Source organism: Synechococcus sp. A18-25c, from assembly GCF_014280035.1.
Lineage (GTDB): Bacteria > Cyanobacteriota > Cyanobacteriia > PCC-6307 > Cyanobiaceae > Synechococcus_C.
This window is the reverse complement of record NZ_CP047957.1, coordinates 874639-891979: the sequence shown is the minus strand read 5'-3', so window position 1 is coordinate 891979 and position 17341 is coordinate 874639. Positions and strand designations below refer to the sequence as shown.

Sequence of the window (17341 nt, the reverse complement as noted above, 5' to 3'; positions counted from 1 at the left end):
GCGGAGGGAGCATGATTGAAGTTCTCGCAGCAGGCGGCCTCATAACCGCCCTGGCACTCGCGTTCTGGTTGCTGCTCGATTCCGATGATGACAATGGCGGCGGCGGTCTGATGGAGCCGAGGCTCGTTCCTATCCCCGTCCGCAGCTCACGTCGCTGATCCTCAACGTTCCCTCACTCTTTCCCTGCTTACTCCACTATTAGGACCACCCACCGCAATCGCGGCGGGTGGTTTTTTATTGAAGTCAGCGAGCTATTGAAATTGAATATGATTCTCAATTCATTGGCTTGTTCTTGATTCGACTGTGAGCAGCGATCCCTTCGCGATGCCAGGCATCTTCTGCAAGGCCACCCGCCCCCAGTCGTTCAACTTGCTGTCGGGTCGGTTTCTGTTGGTCACAGGAGCCCTGTTGATTGCACTCTTGGCGCTTCTCCCCATTGCCGGACTGCTAAGGGAGGGCCTATTCGGACTGACCCATGGCAATGCCAGCCTCGGCTCTGATGGACTGGCACAGGTTCGCGGCACGTTGACACTGCTGCTCGGCACCGCAGGACTGGGGGGCTTGGTGGGCACAGCCAATGGCTGGCTTTTAGCCAACTGCCGGTTCCCCGGCCGCCGCGGATTGCGGATCGCTCAGCTGCTTCCTCTAGCAACACCCTCTTATCTGTTGGCGGGAACGTTGGTGGATCTGGGCAGTCTTCATGGCATCCGCATCCATGGACTGGGATGGGGAATCGCCGTCATGGCTTTGACGACCTATCCCTACGTGTTCCTCCTCAGCACGGAGAGCTTCAGCATTAGCGGGCGTCGTCAGCTCGAAGCCTGCCGATCATTGGGGGTCGGCCCCTGGAGCAGCTTCAGACGGATCGCCCTTCCGATGGCTCTTCCAGCCATTGGTGCAGGCATCGCGCTGATGGGCATGGAAGTAGCCAATGAACTGGGCGCCGTTCAGCTGTTAGGCATTCCCAGTCTGTCGGCGGGCATCTTGCAGGCCTGGCAGATGGATGGTGATGCCACTGGTGCGGTGGGGTTAGCCCTGATCACACTCTGCATTGTGCTGATGCTTTTGGTGGGAGAACGCTGGCTGCGTCGCCGCAGCCGCCGCTGGTCGGAAGGCGTGGCGGGTGGAGAATCGCCGGCCTGGACCCTGCATGGGGGACGCGCCTTCGTTGCGCAGGCATTAAGCGTCTTTCCGCCCCTGATCAGTCTTGGCGTTCCACTCACCTGGGCAGGAATCAATGCAGACCAACTCACCAATGGTCTTGAACCCGAGCTCATCTTGCTGACGCTTCGGAGCCTCGCACTTGCCCTGGCCGCCACCCTGCTAGCGGGTTGCGCCGCATTGTTGCTCTCAATCGCAAAACGCTGGAGTCGATCGCACTGGCTGAGAACTGTCACGTTCCTGGCGGGGATGGGATACGCCATCCCTGGCGCCGTGCTGGCGCTATCCCTGTTGCTGCTAGGCGGTCCTTGGCAGCTCTCACCGATCCTTCTGCTGCTCTGGGGCTACAGCGATCGATTCCTCGCCGTCAACAAAGGAGGCATTGATGCCGCTCTTGAACGCCTCTCGCCAAGCCTCGATGAAGCCGCAACAGGACTTGGCCTCCGCTGGCCAGCCGTTCTGAAACGGGTTCATTTCCCGCTTCTGCGTGGCCCCATCGTGGTGGGGGGCTTGCTGGTGTTTGTGGACACCGTGAAAGAGCTTCCGCTCACCTTTGCTCTGCGACCCTTTGATTTCGACACCCTGGCGGTACGGGTCTATCAGTACGCCGGCGATGAGCGTCTTGCAGCAGCTCTCTGGCCTGCGCTGATGATCCTGGCTCTGGGTCTACTGGCGGCCTCAGCCCTCATACCGCGACTCGACCGTGATGCTCAGGCAAGTCCCTCATGATTCAAGGGGCAACGGAAGGCGATCCAGAACTCGATCGCTTGCTGATCGACTCAGCAAGCAGACGATCGGCCCGTGCTCCTGCAGCAGCAAGCACATCGGCCAGCGTGACCACCAAGCGATAACTCAAAGCAACGGCCAACAATCCTGCTTCCGGCACGGATGTACCCAGACGCAGCAACAAGACGGCCTCAAACAGACCCAGACCTCCAGGAGCAGCGGGAACAACGAGCCCCGCGGCCCAAGCCAAGGAAAAGGCCGCCATCCAGCGTCCAGCGGGCAACACAGTTCCCAGATCAAACACCTGGATGCAACACCAAAATCCCGAGAAGCGTGAAGCGATAAACAGCAACTCAGCCCCGAGTGGAGCCCAGGGGTAGCCACGACGACCACTGCCAAGTTGCTCTGGGGGTGGCAAAGCCTCGAGAGCGGGTTCAGCCTGATTCAGCTGCTTGAGTCGACTGCGCTCGAGGCGACACAGCAGAGGCTCTCTCCAGCGAGGAAGCAACAGAAGCGCAGGAAGCGGGGCCAACAGAACCAAACCGTTCTGCCATCCGCCCAACGGTATCCACAGCACCGCAGCCACAGCCATCAGCATCGGCTCCAACAGCACAGAAACGAGAGCAGGACCTGTGCCGATGGAGGGCCCAAGAGCCCGGACACGCCGCAGGAAATGCCAGACCCCGCCCGGCAGGTATTTCAACAAGTTGCTGCTGAGATACAAAGGCACCAATGGCACCGGGCCGGAGCCATGGCCTAGCCATGCCACAAGAACTTTCCAGGCAAGGGCGTTGACCACCAGGCTCAGCCAGCTCAGCCCCAGTCCCGTCACCAACCACCACCAACCACGGGTTGAAATCGACAGCTCACTCAGACCCTTGGCATGGCCTGCCAGGGCCCATCCCACAAAACCAAGGGTGAGGAAAGTGACCCAGAGTTTCAAGCCGCCGGGGAGGAACGAGGACAAGCGAGCTTGGAGTCGCTTCAACATGTCCAGTCCTCCTCTGGCCGAAACGGCAGGGTCGACGAGCGCAGCGTTTGGCGGAGTGATTCCGGCGAAAGGCCTTCCCGATCAGCCAGGGACTGAAGCGCATCCTGCTCTGGTTTGACCACCAGGCTTCCATCCGGCTTCATGGCCTGTTTGGCGGCGAGAGCACCCCAGGGCGTGTCCAGGGATCCACACCGACGGGGCAGCACCCAGCGGCCCTGAAACCGTTCACGCACACCAAGCGTGGGGCTTGCCGTCCACCAGATCTGACGCAGGCGCTCAGCAGACTCGGGAAACACCAGGGCCATGACCGAGGTGCCGGGTCGACCTTTCTTCATCTGAAGAGGCGCAGAGGCCACATCCACAGCACCTGCATCCCGCAGTTGCTCACACAACCAGGCAATCGCTTCAGCGGATGCATCATCGATCCATGCTTCTTGAACCATCAACTCCTGCCAGTGCGGCTGGTTGAGGGCCACCGACGAACGGGGGCGCATCCGAATCAGTCGAAGCAGATTGGGACGGTCCAGCTGGCGATGTCCAAGACCGATCCCGATGGACTCGGGTTCCAGCAGAGACGGCCAGCCGAATCGATCGGCCAGCACCGTCATCAAGGCCAACCCTGTCGGAGTTGTCAGCTCGGTTTCCGGCCAGTCATCCCCGCTGCGCAGCGTCACACCATGGCGTTGAGCCAGCTCCAGCACCGCCGGTGCCGGCACCGGCAACACGCCATGGGCCGTGGACACCGTGCCGCGGCCGGACGGCGGTGGCAGACAGCAAAGGGAACGAGGCTGCAGAACATCGAAGGCGGCGCAGACGCCCACCACATCCACCAGGCTGTCAATGGCACCCACTTCGTGGAAATGCACCTGTTCAGGAGCCTCACCGTGAACGGCTGCTTCGGCTTCCGCCAAGTTGGAGAACACAGCAAGCACCATGTCCCGGAGAGAAGGCTTCAGCTCAGCCGCCAGGATTTGCCGGCGCAGATCACCCCAATGGCGATGCGCTGGATCGGGCTCCAGTGCATCCACCTTGAGCCGCAGGCCTCGCAAGCCACCACTTTGGGCCTCAGACACACGCAGCGCGTAGGCCGTATCAAGACCAAGCTGCTGGAGTGGCGCTTGAATCACCGAAGTCGGAACACCAAGATCCAGGCAGGCCGCCAGGAGCATGTCTCCGGCAAGCCCGGTCGGACAATCCACAAAAAAATCGGCTGAAACCGGCGTGGTCATGCCGGCTCCGGCTCCAGGCCCTCCAGCAGCCGTTCCGCTACACCATCCAGCTCATCCAATCGCTTCTTCAGCAACTGCTCCACCTCACGGCGGGCACGGCGTTGCTCACGCTGAGCTGTTGCTACATCTTGTCCCGACAAGCCCCAGATCCGACCTAATAAGGCGCGATCATCAGCACCACCACGAGCTTCTCCCTCCAGCAGGGCCTCGGCCACCATTCCCGCCTGCAGGACGCGGCTCCAGCGACGTAAATCCTCGAGAGGCAATCTCACTTGCTCCGGCAGATCGAATTCCGTCGCCCCATTGCAACGCAAACCAGCCTTCAGACAGGCGCGTGTTCCTACGAGGACCCGTCGAACCGCCAGCTCCTCCTGCTGAGCCACCAACCAGTGGCCCGCTTCATGGCGTGCGACCCGACGAAGGCGGGACCGACCACCAGGCAGGGCTTCCGCCAGAAGATGGCCGCCCATGCCTTCCAGCTGAGACGCATCAACGGTGAGACCCAGGAGTCCACTGCCGATGAGCAAGGCAATCCAGGCCGGAGACAGTCCGACGAGAGGGCCGAACACCGCAAGGCCGGTGCAGCCAGCCACTGCAAAACCAGCAGTGGTTGCAGACACCGGTGAAGCGTTCATCCGTTACGAGCAGGCCTGTTACGAGCGCCGGCCCCGGCACCACCTCGGCGGGAGGCCCCACCACGCCCCTTTCCGCCTCGGGTTGGCATGGGGGCGATCACCTCAAACGACTCCACCTGCAGCGCCTGACCCTGGCGGCGCACATCCAAACTTACGAAGTGACGCAGATGTGCCAACTCCACGTCACCACTCAGCTGAAGCTTGAAGGGCAGGGGCTTGAATCCATCGGCGCGCGGCAACTGGCGCACCTTGATCACCAGCTCAGAGGATTCAGGCTTGGTGTAAATCAGCTCACCCCGAATCGAGAAGTAGTCGTCTCCTTCGGGGAGCTGATCCACTGAGGGGTCGAGGGCTTCGCCGTCATCTTGGGTTGCCGCCAGCGTGCTCGGCTCCCAAATTCCTGCAATCTGGAGATGCAATTGACCGGCTTCCCGACAACGGGGATAGACGACCCAGAGGTGCGGCTGGCTCATCTCGAGATGACGACGCATGAGCGTGAGCATCCTCCCAAGCACGACAGCTTCGATCTCCTGGCCGTCGGCATCAACAAGATGCCCGCGCGTGGGCTGGTCCTCGGATTCCGGTCTAAAGATTCCTCGCACGACACCGATGGCCCGGTACTGCAGCGGCTCGGTCACCGCGGGAATGGGATGGTCGCGCATCAGTTTCAAGGGCATCCACTAGCCCGCAGCAACTGTAACCAGCATTGGGATGTTGTCTTCAGCCAATCAATCTGCACCGGCATCAGGGCTGATTGAACTCCTGCAGGGCGGCGTCGATGGCATCCACTGGGTCCGTGGCGTCATTCATCGACGTGGCCTCGCGCAAACGCTGCATCAGTTCCATGGGGTTGGTGGCATCCAGCACCGATCCCTGCCGTTTCGCATCAGGGAGATTATTGAAAATGTCGCGATCCTCGTTGGTTTCGAAAGGGCTCTGACCCCCAAACGATGACTGGGCGATGGCTGCAGGGGTCAGCCAGATAGATGTTGCGCTGACAGCCATCACAACAGCTGCGAACATGCGTTGAAAAGGCATGGTGACGAGTCAGCGGGCCGGTCAGATGCTAAGGGTCACACGTCTTGCTCGAAAGGATCTGTGCGGATCGCCAGCTGGAATGTCAATTCGGTGCGGACTCGGCTGGACCATGTGCTGGCTTGGCTGGACCGGAGTGATGTGGACCTGCTGGCCCTTCAAGAGACCAAGGTCGACAACCCTCTGTTCCCTCTCGAGCCGTTCCAGTCGAGGGGTTACGAGGTAAGCATCGACGGCCAGAAGTCATACAACGGCGTTGCTTTGATCAGCCGCCATCCCTTGGAGGACGTGCGAGTGGGCTTCAGCGGAGAGTTGCAGAACGATGACGTCGCCGCCGACCTGAGCGAACAGAAGCGGGTGATCAGTGCTCTGGTGGATGGAATCCGAGTGGTCGATCTCTACGTCCCCAATGGTTCAAGCCTCACTTCAGAGAAATACAGCTACAAGCTGGCGTGGCTGGGCTGCCTTGAGCGCTACCTGCGTCAGTTGGAGTCGCGGGACGAACCCCTTTGTGTTGTTGGTGATTTCAACATTGGCCCGGAAGACAGAGATCTACACGACCCCGCCCGTCTCACCGGCGGGATCATGGCCACCGAAGCCGAACGCCTCGCCCTAACGCAGGCCCTGGGAGCAGACCTCAAGGATGCTTTCCGCCTGTTCGAATCCAGCAGCGGGCACTGGAGTTGGTGGGACTACCGCAGTGGGGCCTGGAACCGTGATGCCGGCTGGCGCATCGATCACATCTATCTCAGCAGTGACCTGCAGGAGCTAGCGCGCAGCTGCAGCATCGATAAACAGGAACGCGGCCTGGAGCAGCCCAGTGACCACGCGCCCGTCGTGGTTGATCTTGCCTGGGAAGACGACGAAGAAGCCGACGAAGACACCTTCAACGTTTAGTAGACCACTGCTTCATCAGGAAGCGGTGCGGCCTGGTTTTTCAATTCCACGTAACGCCGCTGGGATTCACCACAGGTGCGGGGTGTCGGGAAGATCTTTCCAGGATTGGCGCGCCCTTCAGGGTCGAAGGCTGAGCGCAGTAAACGCATGGTGGCCAGATCATCTGTGGAGAACATCCGATCCAGGAAACAACGCTTATCGCTGCCAACCCCGTGCTCCCCAGAGATGCTGCCGCCCGCATCCAGACACAACTCCATGATGGCGGCCCCGAGTGCTTTGACCCGCTCATTCACCCCAGGTTCTGAGGCGCGGTAGAGGATCAACGGGTGAAGGTTGCCGTCGCCGGCGTGAAACACATTGGCGACGACCAGCCCGCGCTCTTCACTAAGCCTGTCGATCGCGGCGAGCACCGAGGGAAGCGCAGTCCTGGGCACTACACCATCCTGGAGGTAGTAACTCGGGCATTGGCGGCCGAGGGCCGAGATGGCACTTTTACGACCTTTCCAGAGGCGGGCGCGCTCGGCTTCATCCCAGGCCTCTCGCAAACCACCCGCGCCGGCCTCACGGCACAGGGCACTGGTGAGGGCAACGGCTTCCTTCACTTCCTGGGTCTGACCATCAAGTTCGATCAGCAACACGGCCCCGGCATCCGCTGGATATTCCTCCCGCTCGAACGCCGCATTCACAGCTGCAATGCAGGTGTGATCCATGATCTCCAGACCAGCGGGCAACACCCCTGCCTGGGTGATCCTGCGCACGGCATCGCCCGCCGCCGCCATCGAAGGAAAGTCGGCGAGCAGCACCGCCACAGTTTGGGGAGCGCGCAAGAGCCGCAACGTGATCGCCGTGGCGATGCCCAACGTGCCTTCGCTACCGATGAAAGAGCCGCGCAGATCAAGGGCGGCGCTGTCGGAGAGATCGCTCCCTAAGCGCGTCACCTCGCCATCGGGGAGAACCACCTGCATCGAGAGGACGTGGTTGCTGGTGACGCCGTATTTGAGGCAGTGCACGCCGCCGGAGTTCTCCGCCACGTTTCCGCCGATGCTGCAAATCACCTGGCTGGATGGGTCAGGGGCGTAATAAAAGCCATCCCCCGCAACGGCACGCGACACCCAGCTGTTGATCACACCTGGCTCCACCGTGATCGTCTGGTTGGGCAGATCCACGGAGAGGATCCGGCGCATGCGACTGGTGATCACCAGCAGCGCCTCCTGTTCCACCAGTGCCCCTCCCGACAGCCCGGTTCCACTGCCACGGGCCACGAAGGGGATGCTGCGGGCATGACAGGCCTTGAGCACCGCTGCCACTTGTTCGGTGCTTTTCGGCAGCACTGCGAGCGGCGGGCTATGCCGATCCATGGTGAGACCGTCACAGTCGTATACAAGCAACTCCTCACGTCGACAAACGATGTCGCGCGGGGCCAGAAACCGTCTCAGGTCCTGCTCAAGAGCTGCCCAGTCGTGGACCAAAACCGGTCTGAATCACTGGACCAACCATGCCATCGAAAGACTCGGAAACGCGTCTTCGTACACAGATCAGCCGATTTGGGTCGTTCTTGGGTCAGGATGTTGCACGGTTTGCATCGGCCCTTTGGCTTCCGCCCCCGTGACAGCACCAAGCTTGAACACCACTCGCTCCCAGGAGCTCTTCCATGCAGCCCAGGCTTTGATGCCCGGCGGCGTGAGCTCTCCCGTGCGCGCGTTCAAGTCCGTGGGAGGCCAGCCGATTGTCTTCGACCGCGTCAAAGGACCCTATGCCTGGGACGTGGACGACAACAAATACATCGACTACATCGGTAGTTGGGGCCCCGCCATCTGCGGTCACGCGCACCCTGAAGTCATCGGCGCGCTGCAAGAAACCATTGAGAAGGGCACCAGTTTCGGAGCCCCATGTTCATTGGAGAACACCCTGGCAGAAATGGTGATCGACGCGGTCCCCAGTGTCGAGATGGTTCGCTTCGTGAACAGCGGCACAGAAGCCTGCATGGCTGTTCTGCGATTGATGCGCGCGTATACAGGTCGCGACAAAGTGATCAAGTTCGAAGGCTGCTATCACGGCCATGCGGACATGTTCCTGGTGAAGGCGGGCTCCGGTGTCGCCACGCTCGGACTTCCCGACTCTCCAGGTGTGCCCCGCAGCACCACCGCCAACACTCTCACCGCTCCTTACAACGATCTTGAGGCGGTCAAGCAACTTTTCGCCGAGAATCCCGAGGCCATCGCCGGAGTGATTCTCGAGCCGATCGTCGGCAACGCCGGTTTCATTCAGCCCGAACCAGGATTCCTTGAAGGCCTGCGTGAGCTCACCAAGGAACATGGCGCCCTGCTGGTGTTCGACGAAGTGATGACGGGCTTCCGCATCAGCTATGGCGGCGCCCAGGCCCATTTCGGCGTGACCCCAGACCTCACCACCATGGGCAAAGTGATCGGTGGCGGTCTTCCTGTTGGCGCTTACGGCGGCCGTCGAGAGATCATGGAGATGGTGGCCCCTGCAGGCCCGATGTATCAGGCCGGCACCCTCAGTGGAAACCCTCTGGCCATGACGGCCGGGATTAAAACCCTTGAGCTACTAAAACAACCCGGTAGCTACGAGAAGCTGACGGCCACCACCGAGAAGTTGGTGGCTGGGATCAAAGAGGCCGCCACCGCCGCCGGTCTGCCGATCTACGCCGGCAGCGTGAGCGCCATGTTCGGTTTCTTCCTTTGCGAAGGTCCTGTGCGGAACTTCGAAGAAGCCAAAGCCACTGACGCCGCACGTTTTGGCAAGTTGCATCGTGCCATGCTCGAGCGAGGTGTCTACCTCGCACCATCCGCGTTCGAAGCAGGCTTCACCTCCCTGGCCCACTCGGATACAGACATCGAGAGCACAATCCAGGCCTTCCGCGAAAGCTTCGCTGCTGTCGCCTGAGATTTTGAGCCCTCCTGATGCGTTCCCATGCCTCCACATCAACCAGGATGGATGGGAACGTTTCTAAAGCTCACCTCATCAGCCCTCGCACTGACCTGCAGTGCAGTCTTTGCCCCATCGGCTCGAACAAGTCCCCTCGAATCCTTATTGGGGCTGCCCGAATGGGCTGACCTCAGCGTCACGGTCACCGCCCAGCCCATGGTGGGTGTCGTCGGGGGTGATCGACCTGGTGCCAGCAGTTGGTTCCAATCCATCAACCTCGGGTTGTCCCTCAGTAGCGGATTCGAAAAAGACCAAGACAGCTGGAGTGAGCTCGATCACTGGCAGCTGAACGTGGAGCTCTCCAGCAACGCCGGCAATCCCAATCTGAACACCGATCTGGGATCCGCCTTCACCCTCCAGACTCTGGTGAACCCCGTTGGCACCTGGCTCACCGAGGCCAGCGTTGTTAGAAACCGCGGCCGTGGATGGTGGGAAGCGCAACTCGGTCTGATGTCGCTGGCACCCGACATGGCTGGTGAGCCTGGCTTTGTGTCCTCACCAGTGATGAATAACTACTTCAGCTCGGTGTTCAACAACACCATGAATTTGCTGGTGATCGGCATGCCAATCAATCCTTTTGTGGCACCCGGTCTCAAGGTGAAGGCGCATTCCGAGACGCTCGGAAGTCTGGGCTACGGGTACTTCTATCTCGATCCACAGACGACCATTGCTTCAAGCCTGGGGGTCAATCCGGGCATCCCCGAGGTGCAGGGAGGTATGCAAGCTCTTCAATGGACCCGAAATCCGCTTCCATCGCGAACCGATCTATCGAAACCCATCCCTCGTCCTGACACCCAGGCGAACGTGATCCGGCAATTGCCCTTGCCCGAGCTTCAATTGGGCGGCTATCTGACATCCACGCGTCTCTTGAGCGATGACGCAGATGAGCTGGGTGAGGGACTGAACCGTGGCATTTACGGATCCATCACCTGGCCACTGGACCTACCCATCGGCCTCGACAGTCGCCTATGGGTCGCAGGCACTGTCAGCCTTGACCCTGAGAACAACCCTTATCCGACCTTCGTTGGCGGCGGCTGGCTGACGCAGGGTGTTGTTCCGAGCCGCCCACTCGACGTGCTTGCCCTCGGTCTCGAACGCACGAGTTTCAGCTCAACACTTTTATCCGGCAAGAGCTACGAAGCCACGATTGAACTCAATTATTCGATCTACGTTTCCGAAATGCTGCAAATCCAGCCAGTCATGCAATGGATCATCAACCCGGGCGGTGCAGGCGAAACACCAGGGATCTGGGCCGGAGGCGTTCAACTCAACCTGAACCTTTGATCGTTAGCAGAACAGCTAATACTCGATTGCTTATTCCACGCGCCACAAATGTGTCAATACCTGCAAGCCTCTTTCTCCAGGCAAGCAACAGAATAAACAAAAATTAGGGCAATAGAGTCATTACTAATTCTCGAATCGATCGAAGCTCTATCGGTAGTTTTCAAACTGAAGGGGAACATCCAGCTCGTCATCCTTTGAGCGCAGCAGCTGAATTACCTGTTGCAAATCATCCTTACTTTTTCCTGTAATTCGCAAACTCTCCCCTTGAATAGCGACTGTTACTTTCTTCATTTCATCACGCACCATCTTGCTCATTTTCTTGGCAAGCTCTTGGCTCAGTCCTTTTTTCAGCTTGACGGTCTGTTGAACACGGTTGCCGCCGACTGTTTCTGCTGGCTGGAAATCAAAGATCTTGAGGGACAAATTTCTTTTGGTTGCTTTCGTCCGAAGGATGTCCTCAACAGCCTGAAGGGTCATATCGCTCGCTGTGTTGATGACCACAGCAGTCTCTTCAAGCTTAATCTCAGTGCCCGAATCCTTGAGGTCATAACGCTGAGAAACATCTCGCCGCACTTGATCAAGGGTGTTGACCAGTTCTTGGCGATCAAAGTCAGACACCACATCAAAAGAGTATGAAGCCATCGAAAACGACCAGATGTTTGAAGGCTAGCAATCGCCATCCGATCGCTCTCTTGCCATGCAATGCGCTGGACGGAGGCTCAAATGAGCTTTCGCATTCATGAACAGTCGATCTCTATTGTTTGGGGTCTCTTGCGATCGGTCGTGAACATCACGGATTGGCTGACCCAGACCCCTGCTGCTCCCTACGCCTGGTCGCTCGTGCTATCAGGAGCAGCCGTCATCGCGAGCATCATTCCACTGGGTGCTGCCCGCTCCCAGGCTGACTTCACCATGGCCGATATGAAGGCACCAAGGGCCATGTTCGAGCGCCTGCCTGCCTGGGGGCAACGGGCCAGCTGGGCGCATCAAAACAGTTTTGAAGCCTTCACTCTCCATGCACCGGCAGCGTTGCTGGCCTTAATTGCCGTACTTCAGGTGGGGGAACTGCCTGGCTTGGCGGTTCCAGCTGCACTGCTGCAACCCCTGCTGCGCTTCCTCTACCTGCCCGCCTACATCGCCAATCTTCCACCGTTGCGCGGCATGTGCTGGGCCGGAGCATTGCTGTGCACCGGCATCCTCTACAGCGAAGGACTCAAAGCCCTGCTCGTCGCTTAGGACTTCGACTGCTGGAACTGCTTGAGCGCCGCAATCAGCGAAGCCGGTGATTGGGGATCCACCATCAACACACTGCCAGCGGGGGAATTCGCCATCTGCTGACCCATGGCCATCCAATCCTGAGCCAACATCAGGCGAACAGCTTCTTCGGCTTCAGGACTTTCCGCCAGCGCTTTGGCCATTACCCGAGCTGCCTCTGATTTGGCCTCAGCCAGCACGCTCTGCTGATTGGCTTGAGCCTCGGCCTCCAACATCAGCGCCTCTTTCTGGGCACGCGCATCAAGAACGAGAGCCTCAGCACGCCCGCGAGCCTCATTCAACTGGGCTTCTTTTTCGCCTTCCGATCGAAGAATGGCGGCTCGCTTTTCGCGTTCCGCAGTCATCTGAGCCTCCATCGCCTGCTTCACACCGGGCGATGGATTGATATCGCGCATCTCCACACGGGTCACTTTCACTCCCCAGGGGTCCGTGGCTTCGTCCAGTTCTTTAAGCAGCAGTTCATTCACTTCATTGCGAGTCGTGAACGTCTGATCGAGATCCAGTTTTCCCATCTCCGCACGGATCTGGGTGAGCACCAGATTCACCATCGCGGCCTGCAGATTATCAACGGCGTAATACGCCTGAGAATGCTCCAACAACTGCCAGTAGACGACTGCATCAACTTCGATGGACACATTGTCACGGGTGATGCACAGCTGAGGCGGAATATCGAGCACACGTTCTTTCAGTGATTCATGGCTGACCACTCTCTCCACAACGGGAATCACGATGGAAAGACCAGGCTGCAGCTCACGATCGAATTTGCCGAGACGTTCCACCAGTCTTGATCGCCCCCCACTCGTGACTTTCACACTTCCGCTGCCCAGCAGCGCGATCAAAATCAGGGCCGGCAGACTCAGAAAGGCTTCCATGACGAGAGGGTGTCTGTTGGGAACGTAGCCCCCAAAGTGGAGCAAGCAAACCAACCCGTTATGCCATCCCTGTGGATTCCCCTGATCTGGTTGCTGGTGGCGGGATCCTTATTGGGGATCGAACTGGTGTCCCCCAGTTTTGACGGGTTGATGTTCGCGGCCATCGCGGGGCTGACCGTCTCCGTGCTGACAGCTCTGCTACCCGTGCCGATCTGGCTACAGATCAGCCTGTTTGTGTTGATGACCGTGCTGGGAACACTTTGGCTGACGCGCTGGTCAGCCAAACGCACGCCGCGAACCGGCAGGCGCCAACTTCGGGAGGACACCGCTGAAGTCTTGGATGCCATCGCGCCAGGCGGCGAAGGCCGTGTCCGCTGGCACGGGCAAAGCTGGGCAGCACACTCCTTGGATATCGAAACCCTCTTGAAGCCAGGGGATCAGGTGCTGGTCATGGGGCGGGACGGCACCAGGTTGCAGGTGCTGCCCACACTTCCACCGCTTTGAGACCCCTCCTGGAGGCTCAGTCAAAGAACAACAAACTGACCACCTTGCCCATGTCCTCAGCGTTGCGACAACTGGCCAGCAAAGTCTCGCTGTCGTGAAAGGCAAAACAGATCAGTTGATCGCAACGACTAATGATGTCTTGATTGCAGAGGCTGCTAGCCATGGGCAACGGCAGATCATCGTGCTCAGGCTTTTCGATGAGATGCAAAACCTGTTCCAGTTGATCGCGAATCTCGACAGCCTGACGACTGAGGCTTTGGGGCAACAGCACCGTGAGCTTGGCGGGATCGACGGGAAGAACACCGCGAATGACGGCAGCGTTAACACCTTGCGCCCCCGAGGTGACCAAGGAATGCCCCTCCTGAGCCAGGGAGCGGGCAATCAGTTCGATCAAATGAATCGCAACCACCGGAACGTGCCGGCTTCCGAGAATGGCGATTCGCCGCTTGCCCTTGTCCTGCAGAAGGGCCAGTTCCTGAGCAAGTGTGTCCACCCTGTCCAGTGCAGGGAGATCAAGTGACTGGCTCAATGACTACCCGCCGTTGTTTCTAAAAACTAGCAGTGATGAACCCAGTCGGAGCCATCAATTTGAGGGAATCGCCAAGGCTTCAAAGCCGACGGCCTCGAACAGATCATTCAAGCGGCAGTGTTCTTCAACGAGGCGGAAGGCGTAGGTCGCCTTCACCGCCTCATGCAGGCGCACATGACCGAACGCCTGCTCAATCACTTCAACGGTCCCCAGGGTGTCCTGTTCAACCTTGAGTAGAGGCACCTCCAGTTCGTCGGCACGACTGATGAGCTGGGGAAGCGGATCACCCGCACCGGTCAGGATCAGACATTGCGTTGAAGCTTCCAGAGCCGCCAGCTGGATGTCGGTGCGATCCGCACCGGTAACCACCGCCATGTTTCGGCGACGCCGGAAGAATTCCATAGCGGAATTCACATTCATCGCACCGATGCTCAGGGTCTCGACCAGAAGATCGAGCTTTTCCCGACAGCACAAAACTCGGGCATCCAGACGTCGCACGAGCTCACCAACCGTGACGCTGCGCAGCAGAGGGGACCGTGGCATCACACCAAACACCTCGATACCAAGCGCTTGCAATGCCGGAACCACGTCGCGTTCGAGGGTCTCGACGTCCTCCGGCGTCACCGCATTCAGCACGACACCGCGCAGACGCTCGCCGAGCTGCTGCTGTGCAGCCAGCAAGGCATCCACACTGCGACTGTCCTCCCACAAATGCACAAGAACCACAGGAGCATCCAGGTCTCTGGCCAGCTGCACAAGGCTGAGGCCATACAGCAGTCCCTCATGCAGGCTGCCCGCCGCTTCGAGCAGTGTGATGCCGCTGTCTGGCTGCTGCAGGCTGGAACGCAGATGATCGAGGCCGTCACCTGCCGTAAGCACCCCATCGGCAAGCCGGTGCTTGCCTGAATGGGCCGAGAGCAGATGCAAAGAGGGCAGCAAATCCTGCTCCGCCAACCCGAGGATCTCTCCGACGAAACGCACGTCGTCATCAATCAGAGGCGATGGAGGCGTTCCCTCCCCAGGCTCCCAGTCAAGGCTCGTGGCCAGTGGTTTGCCAAACAGAACCCTTGCACCAGCTGAACGAAGATGCCGCGCGATCCCCAGTACAAGCGCGGATTTTCCGCTGAAGGGTTCACAGGATCCGATCAGCAGGGTTGAGCCCATCCGGGAGTACTGATGTCAATCGCCACAATTTAAAGGGGTCCCTCGTCAGGAATCCGCTCCAGCAATAACCATCGCCAGAATGCATCCGGCAGATCCATGGGCTCCGCAGCTTCCACATCCATCAGCCACTGCACCAACTGATGGGCAGGACATGCAAAGCGGTAAGGCTGTTGCTGCACATCCAAAAGGACCAGCTGGCAACGGCTGATCTCCAGAGGGGATCGCGTGGGAGACCAATCCATGCGGAAGCGGTGAGACCCAGCATTGCTGAGTTGGCGCTCACCCTGGAACTGCCCGATCGCAAGCCACTCGAGCGCTCGCCGCAGCTCCTCTTCCCGACGGCGACCACCGCAGTAAGGCGCAAACAGGGCGAGTTGGGCTTCTCCAGACGGGCTGGACAACGTCATACCGTCGAGCTGTTCCAAGCATGCCCAAGCTCGCTGCGATGGCCCAGTCCTCGTCCAGATCCACAAGCCCCCGATCCGGTTCCGCGGCCGATGTCTGGAACGGGCGCCGCGTAGGGATCACAGGAGCTGGGGGCGAACTGGGCCGTGCCTTGACCCGTTGTTTGAGGGAGCGAGGAGCTCATGTCATCGCCCTGAGTCATCGATCAGAACCCTCGGAACGCGATTTGAACGCAGGCCCCAATGACTGGGTGCGCTGGAGCTGCGGTCGGGAAGACGCGCTGGATTCGACCCTGCAGGATCTCGACCTGCTGGTGCTGAACCATGGCATCAATCCCGGTGGGGACCAATGCCCCGAGAGCCTGAGCCTGGCGATCGAGGTGAACGCCATGAGCCACTGGCGGCTGCTGCAACGTTTTGAGCGATTGCACAGCACCGAAGCAACAGGATCGAAGCCTGCGGAGGTTTGGGTGAACACCTCAGAAGCAGAGATTCAGCCGGCGCTGAGTCCCGCCTATGAGCTCAGCAAGCGTTTGATCGGCCAGCTGGTGAGTTTGCGTTGGAGTGCTCCTGCAAGAGAACGCGCCGGCCTTCCAAAATTGCGCAAATTGGTTTTAGGTCCGTTTCGTTCCAAACTGAACCCTATTGGCGTGATGTCGGCTGATTTCGTGGCCAAACAAATTGTTTGGCAAGCGGAGTTTGGACTGCCGCTCATCATCATCACTCCCAATCCGATCACCTGGGTGGTGATGCCCTTAACGGAATTCGGACGGCTGCTCTATTACCGGATCTTCAGAGTCAGTCACCCCGATCCGTAAGGATCTCGCAACCATCGGATGTCACAACAATGGTGTGTTCCCATTGCGCAGAGAGGCCTCCATCGCGGGTGACAACCGTCCAGCGATCCTTGAGGGTGCGGCAAGCCTTGCTACCGGCATTCAAAATGGGTTCAACAGCCAGGGTCATCCCAGGCCGCAAGGTCACATTCGGAAGAGCATCGGTTCGGAAATTGAACACCGAGGGTTCCTCATGGAGATTACGGCCGACTCCATGACCGGTGTAATCCTCAACAACACTGAAGCCACCTTCCAGCACCCGGTCTTCCACGGCACCGGCGATGTCAAGCAAGGTGTTGCCAGGTCGGATCTGAGCCAAGCCTGCCATCAATGATTCCTGGGCAACACGGCTGAGAACTGCCGCCTCTTCTTTCACCTCACCAACGCAGATGGTGACACAGCTGTCGCCGTGGTAGCCGTCGTAGAAGGCACCCGTATCGACCTTGAGCAGATCACCGGCGCGGATCACCCGTTTGTTGCTGGGGATGCCGTGGACCACCTCGTCGTTGATACTGGCGCAAATGCTGGCGGGGAATCCGTGGTAACCCTTGAAGCTTGGTGTGGCTCCCATTTCACGAATGCGTCGCTCGGCATAGGCATCCAGATCACCTGTGGTTTGGCCCGGTTCGACCATGGCGATGGTCTCCTTCAGAACCGTGGCCACGATGCGACTGGCCTTGGCCATGATTTTCAATTCACGCGCTGACTTGATCTCCACGCCCCGACGCTGCTGAATGCGAGGACCGGTAGCGGTCACGCCGCCATTCTTTGTTGAGGCAAGCAGATCAGCAAACAAGTTCATCGGTGATGTCTTCGGGTAGTCCCGACGTCCTGCTGTCACGCTATCAAT

Annotated in this window: 20 protein-coding genes; 8 read left to right on the top strand and 12 right to left on the bottom strand. The window is 59.4% G+C overall.

Annotation, left to right across the window (positions count from 1 at the left end):
• Window positions 1-11 precede the first annotated feature (11 nt).
• On the top strand, window positions 12-158 hold the full coding sequence (locus SynA1825c_RS04860; protein ID WP_186470520.1) for a hypothetical protein: 147 nt from the start codon (window positions 12-14) through the stop codon (window positions 156-158).
• A 166-nt stretch (window positions 159-324) separates the two neighbouring features.
• A complete protein-coding gene (locus SynA1825c_RS04855; RefSeq protein ID WP_186471031.1) occupies window positions 325-1890 on the top strand; it encodes an iron ABC transporter permease in 1566 nt (521 codons plus the stop codon).
• 1 nt (window position 1891) lies between these two features.
• On the opposite strand, the gene SynA1825c_RS04850 is transcribed toward SynA1825c_RS04855, so the two are convergent.
• From SynA1825c_RS04850 to SynA1825c_RS04830, 5 genes are all read right to left on the bottom strand, one after another.
• The gene (locus SynA1825c_RS04850) at window positions 1892-2878 is read right to left on the bottom strand and encodes a lysylphosphatidylglycerol synthase domain-containing protein (RefSeq protein ID WP_186470519.1); all 987 of its coding nucleotides are present in this window, start codon (window positions 2876-2878) and stop codon (window positions 1892-1894) included.
• Entirely contained in the window at window positions 2872-4107 is a 1236-nt protein-coding gene (gene larC, locus SynA1825c_RS04845; protein ID WP_186470518.1) for a nickel pincer cofactor biosynthesis protein LarC, read from the bottom strand. The genes SynA1825c_RS04850 and larC overlap by 7 nt, the downstream gene beginning before the upstream one ends.
• Window positions 4104-4742, bottom strand: a complete 639-nt coding sequence (locus SynA1825c_RS04840; protein WP_186470517.1) for a hypothetical protein — start codon at window positions 4740-4742, stop codon at window positions 4104-4106. Before SynA1825c_RS04840 ends, larC begins: the two co-directional genes overlap by 4 nt.
• Window positions 4739-5404 (bottom strand): hypothetical protein, encoded by a 666-nt coding sequence (locus SynA1825c_RS04835; protein WP_186471030.1) that lies wholly within the window; start codon window positions 5402-5404, stop codon window positions 4739-4741. Before SynA1825c_RS04835 ends, SynA1825c_RS04840 begins: the two co-directional genes overlap by 4 nt.
• Before the next feature lie 82 nt (window positions 5405-5486).
• Window positions 5487-5780: a hypothetical protein gene (locus SynA1825c_RS04830; RefSeq protein ID WP_255478453.1), complete on the bottom strand. Its 294-nt coding sequence runs from the start codon at window positions 5778-5780 to the stop codon at window positions 5487-5489.
• 60 nt (window positions 5781-5840) lie between these two features.
• Between SynA1825c_RS04830 and xth the strand changes: the two genes are divergently transcribed.
• Window positions 5841-6674: an exodeoxyribonuclease III gene (gene xth, locus SynA1825c_RS04825; protein WP_186470516.1), complete on the top strand. Its 834-nt coding sequence runs from the start codon at window positions 5841-5843 to the stop codon at window positions 6672-6674.
• Here the strand turns inward: xth and SynA1825c_RS04820 are convergent.
• Window positions 6671-8143 (bottom strand): FAD-linked oxidase C-terminal domain-containing protein, encoded by a 1473-nt coding sequence (locus SynA1825c_RS04820; protein WP_186470515.1) that lies wholly within the window; start codon window positions 8141-8143, stop codon window positions 6671-6673. The two genes, xth and SynA1825c_RS04820, sit on opposite strands and share 4 nt — an antisense overlap.
• A gap of 136 nt (window positions 8144-8279) precedes the next feature.
• Here SynA1825c_RS04820 and hemL point away from each other — a divergent pair, with 136 nt between their 5' ends.
• Together hemL and SynA1825c_RS04810 are read left to right on the top strand one after the other, a co-directional pair.
• Window positions 8280-9581, top strand: a complete 1302-nt coding sequence (gene hemL / locus SynA1825c_RS04815; RefSeq protein ID WP_186471028.1) for a glutamate-1-semialdehyde 2,1-aminomutase — start codon at window positions 8280-8282, stop codon at window positions 9579-9581.
• A gap of 27 nt (window positions 9582-9608) precedes the next feature.
• On the top strand, window positions 9609-10907 hold the full coding sequence (locus SynA1825c_RS04810; RefSeq protein ID WP_255478452.1) for a carbohydrate porin: 1299 nt from the start codon (window positions 9609-9611) through the stop codon (window positions 10905-10907).
• A gap of 147 nt (window positions 10908-11054) precedes the next feature.
• Here SynA1825c_RS04810 and SynA1825c_RS04805 read toward each other — a convergent pair whose 3' ends face one another.
• The gene (locus SynA1825c_RS04805) at window positions 11055-11549 is read right to left on the bottom strand and encodes a YajQ family cyclic di-GMP-binding protein (protein ID WP_186470514.1); all 495 of its coding nucleotides are present in this window, start codon (window positions 11547-11549) and stop codon (window positions 11055-11057) included.
• A 141-nt stretch (window positions 11550-11690) separates the two neighbouring features.
• Here SynA1825c_RS04805 and SynA1825c_RS04800 point away from each other — a divergent pair, with 141 nt between their 5' ends.
• Window positions 11691-12143 carry an MAPEG family protein gene (locus tag SynA1825c_RS04800; RefSeq protein ID WP_255478451.1) on the top strand — a complete coding sequence of 151 codons (453 nt, stop codon included), beginning with the start codon at window positions 11691-11693 and terminating at the stop codon, window positions 12141-12143.
• Here the strand turns inward: SynA1825c_RS04800 and SynA1825c_RS04795 are convergent.
• The gene (locus tag SynA1825c_RS04795) at window positions 12140-13054 is read right to left on the bottom strand and encodes an SPFH domain-containing protein (protein ID WP_186470512.1); all 915 of its coding nucleotides are present in this window, start codon (window positions 13052-13054) and stop codon (window positions 12140-12142) included. The genes SynA1825c_RS04800 and SynA1825c_RS04795 overlap by 4 nt on opposite strands.
• A 60-nt stretch (window positions 13055-13114) precedes the next feature.
• On the opposite strand from SynA1825c_RS04795, the gene SynA1825c_RS04790 reads away from it, so the two are divergent.
• On the top strand, window positions 13115-13558 hold the full coding sequence (locus SynA1825c_RS04790) for an NfeD family protein (protein ID WP_186470511.1): 444 nt from the start codon (window positions 13115-13117) through the stop codon (window positions 13556-13558).
• A gap of 16 nt (window positions 13559-13574) precedes the next feature.
• On the opposite strand, the gene SynA1825c_RS04785 is transcribed toward SynA1825c_RS04790, so the two are convergent.
• Genes SynA1825c_RS04785 through ebsA form a run of 3 tightly spaced genes read right to left on the bottom strand, consistent with a single transcriptional unit; the run spans window position 13575 to window position 15658 of the window.
• Window positions 13575-14087 (bottom strand): DNA recombination-mediator protein A, encoded by a 513-nt coding sequence (locus tag SynA1825c_RS04785; RefSeq protein ID WP_186470510.1) that lies wholly within the window; start codon window positions 14085-14087, stop codon window positions 13575-13577.
• Window positions 14088-14141: 54 nt separating this feature from the next.
• On the bottom strand, window positions 14142-15251 hold the full coding sequence (locus SynA1825c_RS04780) for a phosphotransacetylase family protein (RefSeq protein ID WP_186470509.1): 1110 nt from the start codon (window positions 15249-15251) through the stop codon (window positions 14142-14144).
• Between the two features lie 29 nt (window positions 15252-15280).
• Complete coding sequence (ebsA, locus tag SynA1825c_RS04775; protein ID WP_186470508.1) at window positions 15281-15658, bottom strand: type IV pilus biogenesis protein EbsA; 378 nt, start codon at window positions 15656-15658, stop codon at window positions 15281-15283.
• A 20-nt stretch (window positions 15659-15678) separates the two neighbouring features.
• Between ebsA and SynA1825c_RS04770 the strand changes: the two genes are divergently transcribed.
• A complete protein-coding gene (locus SynA1825c_RS04770) occupies window positions 15679-16473 on the top strand; it encodes an SDR family oxidoreductase (protein WP_186470507.1) in 795 nt (264 codons plus the stop codon).
• Here SynA1825c_RS04770 and map read toward each other — a convergent pair.
• Window positions 16454-17293, bottom strand: coding sequence for a type I methionyl aminopeptidase (map, locus tag SynA1825c_RS04765; protein WP_186471026.1), 840 nt, complete (start codon window positions 17291-17293; stop codon window positions 16454-16456). The genes SynA1825c_RS04770 and map overlap by 20 nt on opposite strands.
• Window positions 17294-17341 lie beyond the last annotated feature (48 nt).

Coding starts and splice junctions, on each gene's coding strand:
- map (WP_186471026.1), bottom strand. CDS start 17,293: ATGAACTTGTTTGCTGATCTGCTTGCCTCAACAAAGAATGGCGGCGTG.
- SynA1825c_RS04780 (WP_186470509.1), bottom strand. CDS start 15,251: ATGGGCTCAACCCTGCTGATCGGATCCTGTGAACCCTTCAGCGGAAAA.
- SynA1825c_RS04835 (WP_186471030.1), bottom strand. CDS start 5,404: ATGCGCGACCATCCCATTCCCGCGGTGACCGAGCCGCTGCAGTACCGG.
- SynA1825c_RS04855 (WP_186471031.1), top strand. CDS start 325: ATGCCAGGCATCTTCTGCAAGGCCACCCGCCCCCAGTCGTTCAACTTG.
- SynA1825c_RS04790 (WP_186470511.1), top strand. CDS start 13,115: ATGCCATCCCTGTGGATTCCCCTGATCTGGTTGCTGGTGGCGGGATCC.
- SynA1825c_RS04850 (WP_186470519.1), bottom strand. CDS start 2,878: ATGTTGAAGCGACTCCAAGCTCGCTTGTCCTCGTTCCTCCCCGGCGGC.
- SynA1825c_RS04795 (WP_186470512.1), bottom strand. CDS start 13,054: ATGGAAGCCTTTCTGAGTCTGCCGGCCCTGATTTTGATCGCGCTGCTG.
- SynA1825c_RS04810 (WP_255478452.1), top strand. CDS start 9,609: ATGCCTCCACATCAACCAGGATGGATGGGAACGTTTCTAAAGCTCACC.
- SynA1825c_RS04805 (WP_186470514.1), bottom strand. CDS start 11,549: ATGGCTTCATACTCTTTTGATGTGGTGTCTGACTTTGATCGCCAAGAA.
- larC (WP_186470518.1), bottom strand. CDS start 4,107: ATGACCACGCCGGTTTCAGCCGATTTTTTTGTGGATTGTCCGACCGGG.
- SynA1825c_RS04860 (WP_186470520.1), top strand. CDS start 12: ATGATTGAAGTTCTCGCAGCAGGCGGCCTCATAACCGCCCTGGCACTC.
- SynA1825c_RS04770 (WP_186470507.1), top strand. CDS start 15,679: ATGCCCAAGCTCGCTGCGATGGCCCAGTCCTCGTCCAGATCCACAAGC.
- SynA1825c_RS04840 (WP_186470517.1), bottom strand. CDS start 4,742: ATGAACGCTTCACCGGTGTCTGCAACCACTGCTGGTTTTGCAGTGGCT.
- SynA1825c_RS04830 (WP_255478453.1), bottom strand. CDS start 5,780: ATGCCTTTTCAACGCATGTTCGCAGCTGTTGTGATGGCTGTCAGCGCA.
- ebsA (WP_186470508.1), bottom strand. CDS start 15,658: ATGACGTTGTCCAGCCCGTCTGGAGAAGCCCAACTCGCCCTGTTTGCG.